This window comes from Thermogemmatispora argillosa (genome assembly GCF_059696725.1).
Window position 1 is genome coordinate 1,355,844 of record NZ_AP019377.1, and the last position, 15,520, is coordinate 1,371,363.

Consider the following 15,520-nt stretch of genomic DNA (forward strand, 5'->3'; position numbering starts at 1 on the left):
TGATCGCAAAATTGTCGCAGGCTCGTCACCGAGCCATCTCCCACCTGAGTTCAAGCGCAGACAGTCTCTGGTCTCATATGCTATGCTCAGAAAAAGATACGCTCCTCCAAAGCTGGTGTTGGGTTCCCGGCGGAGGCCGCCCGGAGAAGAGCGTCGCCGCTACCAGCAAGCAGACCAGGCGAGCAGGAGAGATCAGCGGGGAGAAGGACCAATAACAAGGGGCGGGCACCCGGGCCCAGGCCAGGAGGAGAGGGGCCAATACTCGACAGCCACGAGCCAGAGCAGCAGCACACAAGGAGCCTCTGATCATGCAGCTCAAGACCCAGCCTTTACAGCTCAAGCTGAGCACACCTTTCCGCATCGCACGCGGTGTCGAAGAAATTGCCGAAAATCTGCTTGTTACGCTTAGCTACGACGACCTCAGCGGCTATGGCGAAGCCGCACCTTCAGCCTACTATGGCGAGACTGCCGCCACCGTCAGCGCCTGCCTGGAGCGCTTTGCCCAAGCACTCGGAGATGACCCCTTTCTGATCGAAGACATCCTTGAGCGTCTTGACCACCTCATCGGGCACAACCCTGCCGCTAAAGCGGCGATCGACATGGCGCTCTACGATCTCATGGGCAAGCGCCTCAATCTGCCGCTTTACCGGCTGCTCGGCCTCAACCCCGAGCGCAGCGCCCTCACCTCCTTCACCATTGGCCTGGACACTCCCGAACGCATGGCCGAAAAAGCGGCTCGCGCCCGTGACTACCCCATTCTCAAGATCAAGGTAGGCACACGGCAAGACGTCGAAAACGTACGAGCTATTCGCGCCGTCTCGCAGGCCACGCTACGGGTCGATGCCAATGCCGGCTGGAGCGTCAAAGAAGCCATTCGCACCATCAACGCCCTGGCCGAGTACGGTATCGAGTTCGTCGAGCAACCCATTGCGCCGGGCGATTGGGAGGGCCTGCGCCTCTTGCGTCAGCAGATCCCTGTTCCTATCATTGTCGATGAGAGCTGTGTCTCTCTAGAAGACATCCCGCGTCTGGCCGGCTGTGTTGATGGCATCAATATCAAACTGATGAAATGCGGAGGGATCAACCACGCCCTCAAGATGATCCACACAGCCCGCGCCCATCATCTGCAGGTTATGCTAGGCTGCATGATCGAAAGCTCGCTGGCGATCACAGCAGCCGCCCACCTGACACCGCTCGTCGACTACGCCGACCTCGATGGTAACCTGCTCATCGAGAACGATCCCTTTAGCGGCGTACGCGTCATTCAAGGCAAGCTGATTTTGCCCGAGGGGCCTGGCCTGGGGGTGGTCCCCCACTCATCCAGCTAAGCAGGCAGACTGCGCGCCAGCCCGCTGGGGGCGACTCCAGACCAGGAGCAGCCGATCAATCTCACCAGAGGGGGACGAGAGCGGGCGCATAAACATCCATAAATAGAAGGGGAGAGCGTGACGGCAGGAAAAGGGGAGAGCGACAGACAGAGATCCAGAGAAGGAGAGACCGGGCACCAGCCCAGTTGGTGGCATGCCAGACGATCGCGCTTCTCTCTGCCTGACAGCCCGCCGCTCCCCCTTCCTCATAATAGAAGTAGAAGCAACTGCAAGGCTCTCATCAGCACGTAAGCAACAAGCAAGCGCCAAACAGGCAGCATCAAGCTTGTCGGCTGTCTGCAGTCCTAACCGCGGCGTGAACGACGGAGCTTGCGGCGCAGGTTAGCCGCCTTACGTTTGCGGCGGTCCTGCGGACTCTCATAGCGTGCACGACGGCGGGCCTCTGAGAGAATGCCATCCTGCTGCACGCGGCGGTTAAACTTCTTGAGGGCGACATCAAACGGTTCGCCCGGATTCACCTTGATCTCGCTCATCGAGAAAACCAGCCCCTATCTAGATCTGCCGCTACCCGCAGCGGCCCGCACGCAGCCCGCCGTCGGTAACAGCCATAGAATAGAAGGATGAGAGAAGCTGCAATGAATGGAACCAGCCTCACGAGGAGCACGAGGCCAGCACTGCACAGCAACAGAGCTAAGAGCAGCGTGCTCACCGCGATTGCTCCCAGTATAGCATACTTGATAGGCGAGACGCTATCTTTTCTCTGCTTTTCCCAGAGGCCCCCACCTCCGTATCCGTCGGCAAGCCCCACATAGGCCGCGACAGGAGACCTATGCTATAATGTAAACTCCCAGGGCACTCACCTGCGAGAAACACGATCCTTTCATTGGAGAAATTGCCCATATGCCAACTCGCGATGATGCTTATCGCCTGATGACCGAACACGTTAAAAATCTCAATCTACAGCGTCATATGCTAGCCGTTGAGGCCGCCATGCGCTTCTACGCGCGCAAATACGGTCAAGACGAAGAGCTATGGGGGATCACAGGCCTGCTGCACGACTGTGACTATGAAGAATATCCTGATCTGCGGCAGCATACTCGTGTCCTGGCCGGCTGGCTGCGCGAAGCCGGCTACGACGAGCGCATTATTTATGCCATTCTGGCCCATAACGATCTCAACGCCGAGACCAACCCGCGCACCGATCTGCTTTCCAAAGCACTATATGCCTGCGATGAGATCACTGGCCTCATCACGGCGACCGCTCTCGTAAGGCCCAACAAGAGCATACTTGGACTGGAAGTCTCCTCGGTGAAAAAGAAGATGAAAACGAAGGGCTTCGCTGCGGGGGTCAATCGTGACGATATTATACGTGGTGCGGCAGAGCTAGGTGTTGAGCTTGACGAGCACATTGGCAACGTGATTGCAGCCATGTCGAGCATCGCCGAAGAGCTAGGGCTAGCCGGGACTGGTCCCAGCAATGGAAGCACCGCCAGCGCTCAAGCCAGCCAGGTCAGCCCACCCGCTCGCTCAGAATAAGTTCAGTAGAGAGAGACGGCAAGCACAAGAAAACGAACGAACAAGGTCAGCGCCAGCGAAGGCGGAAAGGGGCGCCGTCCCGCCCTGGCAAGAGGGGTTTCTATGCGATCCGAGCAACGCCAGTCGCGAGGCAAGCAGCCATCCAAGCGCTATTTTACCGCCAGCGAGGTGGCGGCCTTCGAGTACTGCCCGCTGGCCTGGTGGCATGAGCAATACGAACCAGCCGCCCAGGCCGATACCGAAGAGCTATTCGCGCGCATGGTAGAGCTGGAGCACGAGCATGGCCCCCAGGCCACAGCTCTCCCGGAGTATCAGCTACACGAGCGGCTCCTGTTGAGGCGAGGCGCCTTTGACAATGGGCAGGAGCAGCATCGGGAGCATGCAGAGGCGCTAGACGATGCCTACGCTGAGGCGCGCGCCCTGCCTTTCTCCGGTTGTAGCCGCCGGCTCATGCTGGTTGCCATCGTGCTCTTCATCAGCGCCATCGCCCTGATCGCTGCAGCGGTCTTTCTGCACTGACTGATCAGATGCGAGATCGTCAGCCAGGGCGGCTGAGGGCATATGCTTGCTTGATAGCTTGCTTGCTCGCTCATCCTCGGCCCACTTCTGAGCCTAAGCGGGTGAGTGAGTGGGTGAGTGGGTGAATAGCTGCGCTTGCCCTGAGCAACAGAGGGCGGGTAAACGAATCATGCTCAATAGCATCCTGCTATCGCTTGGCCTTGCTGCCCTGCTCAGCGCCATCGCGCTCCTGCTTCTGCTGCGTAACGAGCGTGCGGCCCAGCGTGCCCGCTTACTGGCAGAGCGTCAGCGGGCCCTGGGTCTGCCCGAAGGAACGCTTGTCTACGAGGATGCCGATGGCCAGGGCGAGCCGTTGGTGTCGAGCAGCTACCCGCTGGTCGGCAAACCGGACTACGTGGTCGAGCTACCGGATGGGCGACCTGTGCCGATCGAGATCAAGCCGCAGGTGCATAATGCCACCGCCCCATATAGCAATCACGTGGTCCAGATCGGCGCCTACTGCCTGATTCTAGAGGACTACTTTGCAGTGCCCCCGACGCATGGCATTCTGCGCTACGCTGACAACGAATTTACGATTGAATACACCCCGGCTCTGCGACGCAAAGTGATCCGTCTCTTGGAAGAGATGCAGCGCTGCAGCGCCGAGCAGCCGCCTGCGCTCGCTCGTCAGAAAGCGGCCAAATGTCGTGCCTGTCCCTTTCAAACCATTTGTCCTATAGGGCGCCGCTGGTAGCCAGCATTCTGGCCGAGGAGGCGGGGCCAGGAGTTGACAGGTGCGCCCAGGAGCACTAAACTGGTCCCAAGCACAGCGCGCGGGGCCACAGGTGGGCAACGGAGTCGTCTCTTTTCCTCTCTGTTCCGTCCTTGCCCTGTTTTTGACTGCGCACCAAATAAGGTGCCGTGTATTCCATTCTGTTTGGTTTGGGGGAAGCGTCATTCTCATGGCGAGCGAAATCATCGAGCTTAGCGGACATATCATTGACTCCTGGACGTTGCCGCGCGCCTGGGACATTATTATGGATCGCGGCGGCGACTTCCTGATTCAGGAGATTCAGGTCGGCAAGCATAAGAGCGAGCCGAGCTATGTGCGAATGGAGGTCAAGGCCGACGACGAGCAGACGCTTGATCTGATCATCTCGGAGCTGCAGCAGCTCGGGGCCATGCTGGTCAATGGCCATGATGTGCGCACAGCGCGCGTGGAGCAGCCGGGAGTACTGCCCGAGGGCTTCTACTCCACGACCAACTTGCCAACCCAGGTACGCCTTGGCGGTCAATGGGTCGACGTCGAGCAAATTGAGATGGATGTGGCCATCGTCATTGACCGTGAGCATCGCCGTGCCTATTGCAAGCCCATGCATGAGGTTGAAGTCGGGGACGAGGTGGTAGTTGGACATGAGGGTATTCGGGTCCAGTCTTTTGAGCGCGCACGTGAGCGCGAGATCTTCGCCTTTATGCAGAGCGATGTCTCTTCCGAGAAGGCCAAGATCTTGATGATCCAGCATATCGCGCGCCAGATGAAGGAGACGCGGGCCCGTGGAGGGAAGATCCTTTTTGTGCTCGGTCCGGCAGTGATCCATACGGGAGCGGGCCGCTATGTGGCGGAGCTGATTCGGCGCGGCTATGTGCAGGTGATCTTTGGGGGGAACGCCATCGTGACCCATGACGTAGAGTCGGCGCTCTTTGGCACCTCGCTCGGGGTCGATCTACGCACCGGGGAGCAGGTCGAGGGCGGTCACCGCAATCATTTACGGGCGATCAACGCTATTCGCGCAGTCGGTTCGCTGGAGAAGGCGGTTGAGGTTGGTCTGCTGCGTGAGGGGCTGACCTATGAGGCCATCAGGCATAAGGTGCCGCTGGTGCTGGCCGGTTCGATCCGCGACGACGGCCCGATGCCAGGTGTCATTACCGATATGCAGGAAGCTCAACGCCAGATGCGCCGAGCCTTGCAGGGCGTGGAGATGGCAATCATGGTGGCTTCAATGTTGCATGCAATCGCTACCGGTAATCTGCTGCCCGCAACGGTGCGTACAGTTGTGGTGGATATCAATCCGGCGGTGGTGACGAAGCTGGCTGATCGCGGCAGCTTTCAGGCCGCCGGCCTGGTCACTGATGCCGAGCTGTTTCTGCGCGAGCTGGTTGAAGCTCTGCGCGCCGACACCGATGCCCCTGCCGCCGAGACAGCAGCCCTCCAGGCGGGCCATGCCTAGCGGAGGTGGCGCGCCTCGACGTTTCTCCGCTCCCACAGATGACCAGCAGGCTTCTACACGCCCAGCTATGCGCCTCTGCTCCTTCTCACCCCATCGGGCTGACGGAGCAGAGGCTTTTGTGTTAGACTGATGCTTGATGGCCTGCCTTCTCGCTAGACAGGTCACCGCTGCCGCCGTGGCTCTGTCCAGCGCCGCCCTGTTAGTCTGGAGGGCAGGCCGGCAGCAGCTATGCTTGCTTAGCTGACACCGGGAACCATAGGTCTCAGGCTGACCCCTGGAAGGAAAGGTACCTATCTCATAACTATGACCCCGCAAGAAAAGCTCTCATTCCAGCAGGACCCATCTGAGGTTGCTGCTGGACAATCTTTATCTTCTTTCCCATCAAAAGGGTTATGGTGGCGCCTACGTATTGATGGTCTGCTCCTGGTAGTGACGATGATTTGGGGCAGTACGTTTCTGGTAACCAAGTACGCCATCCACTTCGTAGGCCTCTTTACATATTTGGGCTATAACTTTGGTATTGGTGCGCTAACACTAGCTTTGCTCTTTCGCCGCCGCCTGCGTCATTTAAGCGGCTCCGAGCTGCGCAGCGGCATTATTCTTGGCTTGCTGCTCTTTAGTGGCTATGCCCTGCAGACGCTGGGTCTGCAATTTACAATTACAAGCAAAGCAGGCTTTATTACTGGTCTGTACATTCCGCTGGTACCCCTTTTTTCGATTGTGCTGCTGCGTCAGCGCCTCTCGCTGGAGGCGGGCCTGGGCTTTGCGCTCTCGCTGCTGGGTTTGACGCTACTGTCGATTAACAAGGATTTCAATTTGAGCTTTGGTCTCGGCGAAGCCTTAATTCTGGGCTGCGCGGTGGCGTTTGCCTTGCATATCGTCTGCATCAGCAAGTTTGTGACGGGGGCCGATGCTCTCAATCTGGCCATTGTACAATTGGCCACGACTTCGGCGCTGAGCCTGATGACAGCCCTGCTGACTCACGAGGGGCTGCTGTTGCCAGCGAGCGCCCCGATCTGGGGGGCGGTGCTCTTTATGGGTGTAGTGGATATTGGCTTCTGTATGGGGGCAATGAATTGGGCTCAACAGTACATTAGTAGTAGCCACGCCGCTTTGATTTACGCCTGTGAACCAGTCTGGGCGGGGATCTTTGGGACGCTGGCGGGCCAGACATTGAGTGGCCTGGCCTGGATAGGAGGCGCCTGCATCTGTTTGGGCATGATCATGAGTGAGGTGCGTCTGAAAGCGCTGCTGAAGAGCTGGCGCCGCTCAGACTAGTGGCCAAGCTCCGCCAGTCAGGAGGGAGCCAGCCCCAGCAGCATAGCGAAAGCATAAAGCAAAGAGTAGAAGAGAAGGCGATGGCTTCTTAGTGCTCCTGGTGGCTGGTCCCTCCATTGAGCTGGCGAGAATGGCCGTTTGCCCGCTCCAGGAGTTGCAGGCGCAGTTGTTCGCCATCTTGTGCCAGACCAACACTCACCACCAGGTCGGTCAAGGTCGCAGGTTCGTTGATGCCCGCAGCTACTTCCCTGGCCAGCTCGCTAAGCTCAGGGAAGCGAGCGGCAACCAGGGTCATCAACATTCGTCGCAACTCGTTCAGGCGTTCGGCTCGTTCCTGCTGACGCCCTTCTTTACGTCCTTCCTTGAGGCCTTTCTCACGCCCCTCCTGCAGGCCTTTCTCACGTCCCTCCTGCAGGCCTTTCTCACGCCCCTCCTTTAACCCCTCTTCCAGGATCATCTGATAGATGTCTGTCTGCTTCAGTTCTTGAATGAAATCGGCCAGCATAGAAAACTGCTCCTTTAGCCACTGACGCTCACTAGCAGGTGCCCCAGCCCAGGCCAGGGAGGCGATTAAGAAGCCGATGGCCAGCAGATCATAGCGCCCAGCCCGCTCCAGACGCTGCCTCATCTCCACAATCAGCTCACGACGTTGCCCCTCGCGCGTCAAAGGCAGCAGCGGCAGCATGCCCCAGCGCTGCGCCTGTAACAGCTCTGCCGCTGGCATATCCCAGAGCTTTAGCACCAGGAAGTGAAATTCATGAACTTTTTTCTTGTTAGGCAGCTCACGCTGATAGGGCGTGAGTGGCGCGGCACAACGGCGAAGATAGACCACACACGACCAGACCGGACAGCGATAGCGCTGGTCCGCAAGAACATTATACAACAGCAGGCGCTCGGCCATACGCGCATCAGAGCTACTTTGAAACTCTAAATGCACGATGACAGGCTTGCCGGCGAGCCTGCAGGCACTCACCACATCGGCCCGCAAAGCCCCCAGCTCTCTCAAGAGCGGAATATCTGCCAGTACAAATTCACTGGAGGCATCACGCTCATAGCGCGCTTCAGGCAAAACAAGCTCAACGAAATCCTGGGCCGCCAGCTCAAAGAGCCGCTTCAGCGCCAGGTCCCACGTCGTCCCCATCGCCTCGTGCGCTTCTTCCTCCTCCTCCTCCACAAGATTGATGAATTGATCATAGCAGATACAGACTCATCTGTCAATCCATATCTCTATCTTGTGAGAATTTATTAATAAGCAATCATACGATATTTAGAGTAACTGTCACAGCCGCCGTCAGGCGGAGATGCCCTGTGGCCTCTGAGCCACCCTTTACAGCCGGGAGCAGATATGCTATCCTTCTAGAAGTACCGCTAGTGGTATCCCACATTCGGTACGCTTCTGCGTTTGCTCTCTCGCAAGAGGCGCGACAGGCGTTCAATCAACAAAGGACAAGAGAAGACCGATCAAGTGGCGTTCACGCGAGATATGTCCCCTCCGCAGGGCATCCAGAGAGGCGACGCCAACGGCTGCAAGCGTGCCTGCCCGAAGGAGACTCGCCCCGTCTCCGGCCTGGCGTTTCCTGGCGACTTAGTATCCGCCGTCGTAGCCCTGCAACGCAGAGCAGTCAGTCGCGAACCGGGTCGGAGCATCAGCATACGGGGCAGGGATACCCCTCGCTAGCCTGTACCGAGCCAGTAAGGTACACGCCTCGACCCCGTTAGCGGTCGCACAAGCGCCAGTCAGCGCGTCTGTCTCCTGGCTCCCGGCTCGTCTGCAACAGAGGCTGTGCCGGGCGAGAGTCTTGCTTGACTCTGCCCCGCTTCGCCAGCCGAGCGCGGCGCGCCTGACTTGCGAAAGATGGGTGGAACCACGGAAGCGCTTCAGGCCTTTCGTCCCTGTTGGGATGAAAGGCTTTTTTGTTGTTGAGCCTACTTGCGCGCGGGGTCAGCGTAAGCAGCACTCTATATCATGCGAACTATTCTGATCTAGAGGCAGGAAAGGAGGCTTTGTAACTGTATGTCGGCTGAATCGGTGGAAGCAGAAATTCAGGAGACGGTCAATTATACGCCTCTCCAGCGTATGCGCCATTCGGCGGCCCATGTGATGGCGGAGGCTATTCAGGAGCTATTCCCCGAGGCTCGTTTCGCCATTGGGCCGGCTATTGAGGATGGCTTCTATTATGACTTCGAGCTGCCGCGCCCGCTGACACCCGATGACTTCCCTGAGATTGAGCGCCGCATGCGCCGGATTATCGAGGCCAAGCATCCCTTTATCCACGAGCGCTGGCCACGCGACAAAGCCCTGGAGTACTTCCGCAATAAGGGCCAGGTCTACAAGGTCGAGATTATTGAGAACCTGCCCGACGAGGAGGTCGGCATCTATAAGCAGGGGAACTTTCTTGATCTCTGTCGCGGCCCTCACGTAGAGCACACGGGCCAGATCGGGCCTTTCAAGCTGATGCGGGTCGCTGGCGCTTATTGGCGAGGCGATGAGCATCGCCCTATGCTGCAGCGCCTCTATGGGACGGCCTGGTTTACGCAGGAGGAACTTGATCAGTATCTTTGGCGCCTCGAAGAGGCGCAGAAGCGCGATCACCGCAAACTGGGTCGCGAGCTGAGGCTCTTCCTGATGAGCGAGGATGTTCCTGCCGGAGTACCGCTCTTCTTGCCTCATGGTGAGATGCTGCGCCATCTGATGGAGTCCTATGTGCGCGAAACGCAGGAGCGCTACGGTTACCAGCATGTCTGGACGGGCCACTTGGGCAAGGTGCGCCTCTATAAGACATCGAAGCACTGGTATACGTATCGCGAAAATATGTTCCCAGTCATGCAGGGTGAGGAGGAGCTATCGGAGGACGATGCGTATGTGCTGAAGCCGATGAACTGTCCTCATCACATTCTGCTCTATAAGTCGCAGTTACATAGCTACCGTGAGCTGCCGATTCGCTACGCTGAATTTGCGACGCTCTACCGCTACGAGAAGCCGGGCGTATTGACGGGTCTGGCGCGCGTGCGCAGCCTGACGCAGGATGATGCCCATGTCTTTCTGCGCCCCGACCAGATTCAGGAAGAGTTCGACCGCGCTGTCAATCTGACGCTGGAGGTCTTCAATACCTACGGCCTCAATGACTACTGGATTCGCCTTTCGCTGCGCGATCCAAATAAGAAAGAGGACTACGTGGGCAGCGATGAGGTCTGGGAGTTGGCTGAGAGTTCGCTGCGCGCTGCCCTGGAGCACCGCGGTATCGAGTACCGTGAGGGTATTGGCGAGGCGGCTTTCTATGGTCCAAAGATGGATTTTATGGTGCGCGACGCCCTGGGCCGCGAGTGGCAGTGCGCGACGATCCAGCTCGACTTTGTGCAACCGGAGAATTTCGAGCTGGAGTATATCGGCGAGGATGGTCACCCCCATCGTCCGGTGATGATCCATCGCGCGGTAACGGGATCAACGGAGCGCTTTATGGCGATGCTGATCGAGCATTTCGCCGGCGCTTTCCCGGTCTGGCTCTCGCCGGTGCAGGCGGTCATTATTCCGATCGCCGACCGCCACTTGGAGTACGCTCAGAAGGTATTGGCGGTACTGAAGGGCGCCGGTGTGCGCGCCGAGCTCGATGCCCGCAACGAGCGGATGAATGCCAAGATCCGCGATGCGCAGCTGCAAAAGATCCCTTATATGTTGGTGGTGGGCGATAAGGAGGCTGCCAGCGAGAGCGTGGCCGTGCGTCTGCGAACGAACGAGAACCGCGGCGCCCAGCCGCTGGCTGAGTTTGTGGCGCATATTACGGAGATCATCCGAACACGCAGCCGTGATCTCTGAAGCTGGTTAGGATAGGAAAGGAGCAGGTTGACGCTGCGGCTTCCATCTGTTCAGGCTCGGCTTGGCTGGCAGGTGGTGCCGCAGCGCGTGCCCTGTCCCTGCCCTCTTGAGATCAGCCTGAGTGGCTGATTGTTAGCAGCGGCTGGGCAACGGCGGAGCGCCGGAGAAAGGAGCTTGCCTTCTGATGTTAGTGGTCTTCGAGGGGATCGATGGGGCTGGCAAGACAACGCAGCTACGTCTGCTGGAGGAGCAGGCCCGCCGTCAGGGTCTGCGCGTGGCCAGTCTGTCGTTTCCTCGCTATACTGAGACGGTTTTTGGGCGCTGCGCGGCCGCTTATTTGCGCGGCGATTTCGGACCCCTGGAGATGGTGCCGCCGAGCGCGGCGGCTTTGCTCTTCGCTGGGGACCGGCTGGAAAGCCTGGACCTGCTGCGCCGCCTGGCTGCAGAGTGCGATCTGCTGCTCCTCGATCGCTATGTGGCCTCGAATCTGGCTCATCAGGGGGCCCGCCTCGATGGCGCCGAGCGTTCAGCTTTTCTCAGTTGGCTGATGCATCTGGAGTATGAGGTGTTCGGGCTGCCTCGTCCAACGCTGACGTTCTATTTGCGGCTGCCGGTGATGGTCGCTATCAGACTGCTGATGAGACGCGCGCAGCAGGAGAGCACAGGCAGCGCTCGCGATATCCATGAGGAGAACAGCGCTTACCTGGCACGTTGCGCCGAGGTCTACGAGCAGCTCGCGAGCGCTTGTCTCGATGGCCCCTGGGAGCGCATCTCCTGTGTCGATGAGCAGGAGAGGTTGCGCTCACCGGAGGAGATCCAGGCCCAGATTTGGGCGCTGCTGGAAAGGTTCCGCTCTGCATGAGCCGTCGCGTTATTCTGGTCGACTATGATCCTCAGTGGCCCGCAGCCTATGCCGCTGAGCGCCAACGCCTGCTTGAGGCCATTGGTCTCTGGCTGCTGGCAGTCGAGCATATCGGCAGCACTGCTGTCCCAGGACTGGCAGCCAAGCCCACTATTGATATCATGGTGGCCGTGCGCCATCTCTCGCACGCCGTTCACTGTCGTGAGCCGCTGCGCGCTCTCGGCTACGAGTATGTGCCAGAGGCTGAGCGCTTTATTCCCGAACGGCGCTATTTCCGCAAGGTCCACGGCGAGAAAGATACGCATCATCTGCACATGGTCGTATACGACAGTTCTTTCTGGCGGCGTCACCTGCTCTTTCGCGATTATTTGCGCGCGCACCCGGCCACGGCTCAGGAGTATGCCCTTCTGAAACAGGAGCTGGCCGCGCGCTTCGCCAACGATGTCGCCGCTTATACCGAGGCGAAAACGGCCTTCATCAGGCGAGTCGAAAGCGAGGCTGCCCGCTGGTCGGCTAGCGGGCGCCTGCCAGAATAACCATCATATGCTATGGAATAGGCCGCCGGCCCTATTGATTGAGCAACCTGGCAGCCCAGGAGATTCCAAAACCAAGCGAGAGGAGGGATCTTCTCCCTCCTCCCGCATCTATCGGCAGGCTCATCAATCGATGAGCTCGTACGCCGGCAGAGTCAGAAACTCTGTAAACTCGCGATTGGCGATAATGCGATCAAGGAGACCATAGGCCTGCTCGTAGCGACGCGCCTGATAGGTCTGCTCGCCGACAGCCGCCTTGATCTTTTCCAGCTCTTCGCGGGCCAGTTGGCGCACTAGCTCTAGTGTCACCTTGCGCCCATCGTCCAGGATGCCGCGCGGATGATGGACCCACTGCCAGATCTGTGAACGCGAGATCTCGACGGTGGCCGCATCCTCCATCAAATTGTAGATGGGGACACAGCCCAGGCCGCCAAGCCAGGCCTCCAGGTACTGCGTGCCCACGCTAATGTTAGTCCGTAGACCGCCCTCCGTAATGGTCCCCTCGGGGACACGCAGCAGATCGGCAGCGGTCACATGCACATCCTCACGCTTGCGCTCGATCTGGTTCGGCTGCGGCATCACGCGATCGAACTCCTCCTGAGCCACCTGCACCAGCCCAGGATGAGCCACCCAGGTGCCATCATGGCCATCGGTCGCCTCGCGCCGCTTATCGGCACGCACGCGCTCCATCGCCTCCTCATTGGCCGCCGGATTGTTCTTGATGGGGATCTGGGCCGCCATGCCACCGATGGCATGAGCATTGCGCCGATGACAGGTCTTGATAGTTAGGAGCGTATAGGCCCGCATAAAGGGCGTCGTCATCGTCACCTGGGCCCGATCGGGATAGAGGAACTGCTCATGATTGCGGAACTTCTTAATAGCGCTGAAAATGTAATCCCAGCGCCCGCAGTTGAGACCCGCCGAGTGCTCGCGCAGCTCGTAGAGGATCTCATCCATCTCGAAAGCCGCCAGGATCGTTTCGATCAGCACCGTGGCCTTGATCGTCCCGCGCGGAATCCCAAGCTGCTCCTGCGCCAGCAAAAAGACATCGTTCCACAGCCGCGCCTCCAGGTGGCTTTCCAGCTTCGGCAGATAGAAGTAGGGGCCGGTGCCGCGCTCCAGCAAGGCGCGCGCGTTGTGGAAGAAATAGAGGCCGAAATCAAAGAGGCTGCCGGAAATGGGCTTGCCATCGAGCAAGACATGTTTCTCCGGCAAATGCCAGCCGCGAGGCCGTACCACCAGAGTGGCGATCTGCTCGTTGAGGCGGTACTGCTTGCCCTCGGGACTGACATAGCTGATGGTGCGCCGGACGGCGTCGCGCAGGTTGATCTGCCCCTGCACGAGGTTGGCCCAGGTGGGACTGAGGGCATCCTCAAAGTCAGCCATGTAGACCTTGGCCCCTGAGTTGAGTGCGTTGATAATCATCTTGCGCTCAGCAGGGCCGGTGATCTCCACGCGCCGGTCTTGCAGGTCAGCAGGAACGGGATTGATCGTCCAGTCTCCTTCACGTATATGGGCCGTCTCTGGCAGGAAGTCGGGGAGCTTGCCGGCGTCGATTTCCGCCTGCCGCTCGACACGCTTGCGCAGTAGCTCCTCACGACGCCCCCCGAATTCGCGCACCAGCGTCACCACAAAGTGCAATGCCTCTGGTGTCAGAATCTCTGCGTATTCGGGCGGAACCGGTGCTTTGATCTCAAGCCCGTCTGGATAGCTCTGCTTCGTCATCTGCTTCGCTTCGCCTTTCTGCCTGTCAACAATGGGGGCACGCCTGACACGCCTGACGCGCCTGAACGCGCCCACCAGCCTCCGTCGTTTTCCCCCCCATTGTACGACATCGGTGCAGGCACGCTCAAGCGCGTCGGCGTTCGCCGCTACCCGTCAGGAGTGACCAGAAGATGGATGGTTGGATGAAGAGAGATCAGTGGAATTGTTCTGCTTCAGTCGAACCGGCCAGGGCCACGGTCGAAGCCTGGCCGCCGGAGATGACCATCGCTACCTCGTCAAAGTAGCCGGTGCCGACCTCGCGCTGATGGCGCGTGGCGGTATAGCCCTCGCGCTCCAGGGCGAATTCTTCTTCCTGGAGGTCGGCATAGGCGGCCATGCCGCGCTGGCGATAGCCCAGCGCCAGTTTGAACATGCTGTGATTGAGGGCATGGAAGCCAGCCAGGGTCACAAACTGGAATTTGTAGCCCATCTTGCCCAGCTCTTCCTGGAAGGTGGCAATCGTGTGGGCATCGAGCTTCTTTTTCCAGTTGAACGAAGGTGAACAGTTGTAGGCCAGCAGCTTGCCAGGATACTTTTCGTGGATGGCTTCGGCGAAGCGCCGCGCCTCGTCCAGATTCGGTTCGGAGGTCTCGCACCAGATGAGATCAGCGTAGGGAGCATAGGCCAGCCCGCGGGCGATCGCCGCCTCCAGGCCAGGACGCGTGCGGAAGTAGCCCTCCGGGGTGCGCTCGCCCGTGAGGAAGGGATGATCAGCCGGGTCAACGTCGCTGGTGATGAGGGTGGCCGCGTTAGCGTCGGTGCGCGCAATGAGAATCGTCGGCACCCCCATGACGTCCGCCGCGAGACGGGCCGCAATGAGATTGCGAATGGCCAGGCGCGTGGGGATCAGGACCTTGCCGCCCAGGTGACCACACTTCTTCTCTGAGGCAAGCTGGTCCTCAAAGTGAACACCCGCCGCTCCAGCTTCGATCATGGCTTTGGTCAGCTCAAAGACGTTGAGCGGTCCGCCAAAGCCCGCCTCGCCATCAGCAACGATCGGGGCAAACCAGTAGATGTCCCCTTTCCCTTCGGCTTGCTGAATCTGGTCGGCTCGCTGCAGCGCCTGGTTAATGCGCTTGACTACATGCGGCACGCTGTTGGAGGGGTAGAGGCTCTGGTCGGGATACATCTGCCCCGCCAGGTTGGCATCGGCAGCAACCTGCCAGCCGCTGAGATAGATGGCTTTGAGCCCGGCTTTGACTTGCTGAACCGCCTGGTTGCCTGTGAGAGCGCCCAGCGCCGCCACGTACGGCTCGCTGTGCAGTAGCTCCCAGAGCCGCTCGGCTCCCATACGCGCTAAGGTGTATTCTATCTGAATGGAGCCGCGCAGACGCACAACATCCTGACCACTATAGGGCCGCTTGATGCCTTGCCAGCGCGGGTCTTCGCGCCAGGAACGTTCCAGCTCTTCGGCGCTGGGACCACTGTAGGGCGTCTGCCGCTTTCCATGTGCACCATTGCCATTCATAGTATATTGACTGCTCATCAGGATCTCTGCTCCTCTCTCCAGAAGCGCTTCGATAAGTTTTGACCTATAGATCTATGGGGCCCGCTCGCTCTATAACAAGGATAACACACGAACAGGCGAAGTTGCCATGAAATAAGTTAAAAGCTGGTAAGGTTTTCGATAACCAAAGACTTATAGGTTGCACAGAGAAAGATAGGGAGCCGGCCCGTCC

Annotated in this window: 13 protein-coding genes; 9 read left to right on the forward strand and 4 right to left on the reverse strand. The window is 59.1% G+C overall.

Features of this window, described 5'->3' with window-relative positions; translation table 11 throughout:
• The first annotated feature begins 308 nt into the window (after window positions 1-308).
• Complete coding sequence (locus AC6H1L_RS05310; protein WP_497600497.1) at window positions 309-1,328, forward strand: dipeptide epimerase; 1,020 nt, start codon at window positions 309-311, stop codon at window positions 1,326-1,328.
• 344 nt (window positions 1,329-1,672) lie between these two features.
• On the opposite strand, the gene rpsU is transcribed toward AC6H1L_RS05310, so the two are convergent.
• A complete protein-coding gene (gene rpsU, locus AC6H1L_RS05315) occupies window positions 1,673-1,861 on the reverse strand; it encodes a 30S ribosomal protein S21 (RefSeq protein ID WP_052890055.1) in 189 nt (62 codons plus the stop codon).
• Between the two features lie 367 nt (window positions 1,862-2,228).
• Here rpsU and AC6H1L_RS05320 point away from each other — a divergent pair, with 367 nt between their 5' ends.
• The 5 genes from AC6H1L_RS05320 (at window position 2,229) to AC6H1L_RS05340 (ending at window position 6,868) form a co-directional block, all read left to right on the forward strand.
• Complete coding sequence (locus AC6H1L_RS05320) at window positions 2,229-2,864, forward strand: HD domain-containing protein (protein WP_497600498.1); 636 nt, start codon at window positions 2,229-2,231, stop codon at window positions 2,862-2,864.
• Window positions 2,865-2,966: 102 nt separating this feature from the next.
• Entirely contained in the window at window positions 2,967-3,383 is a 417-nt protein-coding gene (locus AC6H1L_RS05325; protein WP_497600499.1) for a hypothetical protein, read from the forward strand.
• A gap of 169 nt (window positions 3,384-3,552) precedes the next feature.
• Window positions 3,553-4,116 (forward strand): CRISPR-associated protein Cas4, encoded by a 564-nt coding sequence (gene cas4, locus AC6H1L_RS05330; RefSeq protein WP_497600500.1) that lies wholly within the window; start codon window positions 3,553-3,555, stop codon window positions 4,114-4,116.
• Between the two features lie 208 nt (window positions 4,117-4,324).
• Window positions 4,325-5,590, forward strand: coding sequence for an ornithine cyclodeaminase, nickel-pincer nucleotide-dependent (locus AC6H1L_RS05335; protein WP_497600501.1), 1,266 nt, complete (start codon window positions 4,325-4,327; stop codon window positions 5,588-5,590).
• 303 nt (window positions 5,591-5,893) lie between these two features.
• Window positions 5,894-6,868 (forward strand): DMT family transporter, encoded by a 975-nt coding sequence (locus tag AC6H1L_RS05340; RefSeq protein ID WP_497600502.1) that lies wholly within the window; start codon window positions 5,894-5,896, stop codon window positions 6,866-6,868.
• A gap of 88 nt (window positions 6,869-6,956) precedes the next feature.
• Here the strand turns inward: AC6H1L_RS05340 and AC6H1L_RS05345 are convergent, their stop codons facing one another.
• The gene (locus AC6H1L_RS05345; protein WP_497600503.1) at window positions 6,957-8,009 is read right to left on the reverse strand and encodes an Rpn family recombination-promoting nuclease/putative transposase; all 1,053 of its coding nucleotides are present in this window, start codon (window positions 8,007-8,009) and stop codon (window positions 6,957-6,959) included.
• An 873-nt stretch (window positions 8,010-8,882) separates the two neighbouring features.
• Between AC6H1L_RS05345 and thrS the strand changes: the two genes are divergently transcribed.
• The 3 genes from thrS (at window position 8,883) to AC6H1L_RS05360 (ending at window position 12,080) form a co-directional block, all read left to right on the forward strand.
• Window positions 8,883-10,682, forward strand: coding sequence for a threonine--tRNA ligase (gene thrS / locus AC6H1L_RS05350; RefSeq protein ID WP_497600504.1), 1,800 nt, complete (start codon window positions 8,883-8,885; stop codon window positions 10,680-10,682).
• Window positions 10,683-10,866: 184 nt separating this feature from the next.
• Window positions 10,867-11,544: a nucleoside/nucleotide kinase family protein gene (locus AC6H1L_RS05355; protein ID WP_497600505.1), complete on the forward strand. Its 678-nt coding sequence runs from the start codon at window positions 10,867-10,869 to the stop codon at window positions 11,542-11,544.
• Entirely contained in the window at window positions 11,541-12,080 is a 540-nt protein-coding gene (locus AC6H1L_RS05360; protein WP_497600506.1) for a GrpB family protein, read from the forward strand. Before AC6H1L_RS05355 ends, AC6H1L_RS05360 begins: the two co-directional genes overlap by 4 nt.
• Window positions 12,081-12,203: 123 nt before the next feature.
• On the opposite strand, the gene aceB is transcribed toward AC6H1L_RS05360, so the two are convergent.
• Together aceB and aceA are read right to left on the reverse strand one after the other, a co-directional pair.
• Complete coding sequence (gene aceB, locus AC6H1L_RS05365; RefSeq protein WP_497600507.1) at window positions 12,204-13,802, reverse strand: malate synthase A; 1,599 nt, start codon at window positions 13,800-13,802, stop codon at window positions 12,204-12,206.
• A gap of 193 nt (window positions 13,803-13,995) precedes the next feature.
• Window positions 13,996-15,309: an isocitrate lyase gene (aceA, locus tag AC6H1L_RS05370; protein WP_497601513.1), complete on the reverse strand. Its 1,314-nt coding sequence runs from the start codon at window positions 15,307-15,309 to the stop codon at window positions 13,996-13,998.
• Between the last annotated feature and the right edge of the window lie 211 nt (window positions 15,310-15,520).

Excerpts from the sequence above, each read along its gene's own strand:
- AC6H1L_RS05310 (WP_497600497.1), top strand. The coding sequence starts at position 309 with ATGCAGCTCAAGACCCAGCCTTTACAGCTCAAGCTGAGCACACCTTTC.
- rpsU (WP_052890055.1), bottom strand. The coding sequence starts at position 1,861 with ATGAGCGAGATCAAGGTGAATCCGGGCGAACCGTTTGATGTCGCCCTC.
- AC6H1L_RS05320 (WP_497600498.1), top strand. The coding sequence starts at position 2,229 with ATGCCAACTCGCGATGATGCTTATCGCCTGATGACCGAACACGTTAAA.
- AC6H1L_RS05325 (WP_497600499.1), top strand. The coding sequence starts at position 2,967 with ATGCGATCCGAGCAACGCCAGTCGCGAGGCAAGCAGCCATCCAAGCGC.
- cas4 (WP_497600500.1), top strand. The coding sequence starts at position 3,553 with ATGCTCAATAGCATCCTGCTATCGCTTGGCCTTGCTGCCCTGCTCAGC.
- AC6H1L_RS05335 (WP_497600501.1), top strand. The coding sequence starts at position 4,325 with ATGGCGAGCGAAATCATCGAGCTTAGCGGACATATCATTGACTCCTGG.
- AC6H1L_RS05340 (WP_497600502.1), top strand. The coding sequence starts at position 5,894 with ATGACCCCGCAAGAAAAGCTCTCATTCCAGCAGGACCCATCTGAGGTT.
- AC6H1L_RS05345 (WP_497600503.1), bottom strand. The coding sequence starts at position 8,009 with ATGGGGACGACGTGGGACCTGGCGCTGAAGCGGCTCTTTGAGCTGGCG.
- thrS (WP_497600504.1), top strand. The coding sequence starts at position 8,883 with ATGTCGGCTGAATCGGTGGAAGCAGAAATTCAGGAGACGGTCAATTAT.
- AC6H1L_RS05355 (WP_497600505.1), top strand. The coding sequence starts at position 10,867 with ATGTTAGTGGTCTTCGAGGGGATCGATGGGGCTGGCAAGACAACGCAG.
- AC6H1L_RS05360 (WP_497600506.1), top strand. The coding sequence starts at position 11,541 with ATGAGCCGTCGCGTTATTCTGGTCGACTATGATCCTCAGTGGCCCGCA.
- aceB (WP_497600507.1), bottom strand. The coding sequence starts at position 13,802 with ATGACGAAGCAGAGCTATCCAGACGGGCTTGAGATCAAAGCACCGGTT.
- aceA (WP_497601513.1), bottom strand. The coding sequence starts at position 15,309 with ATGAATGGCAATGGTGCACATGGAAAGCGGCAGACGCCCTACAGTGGT.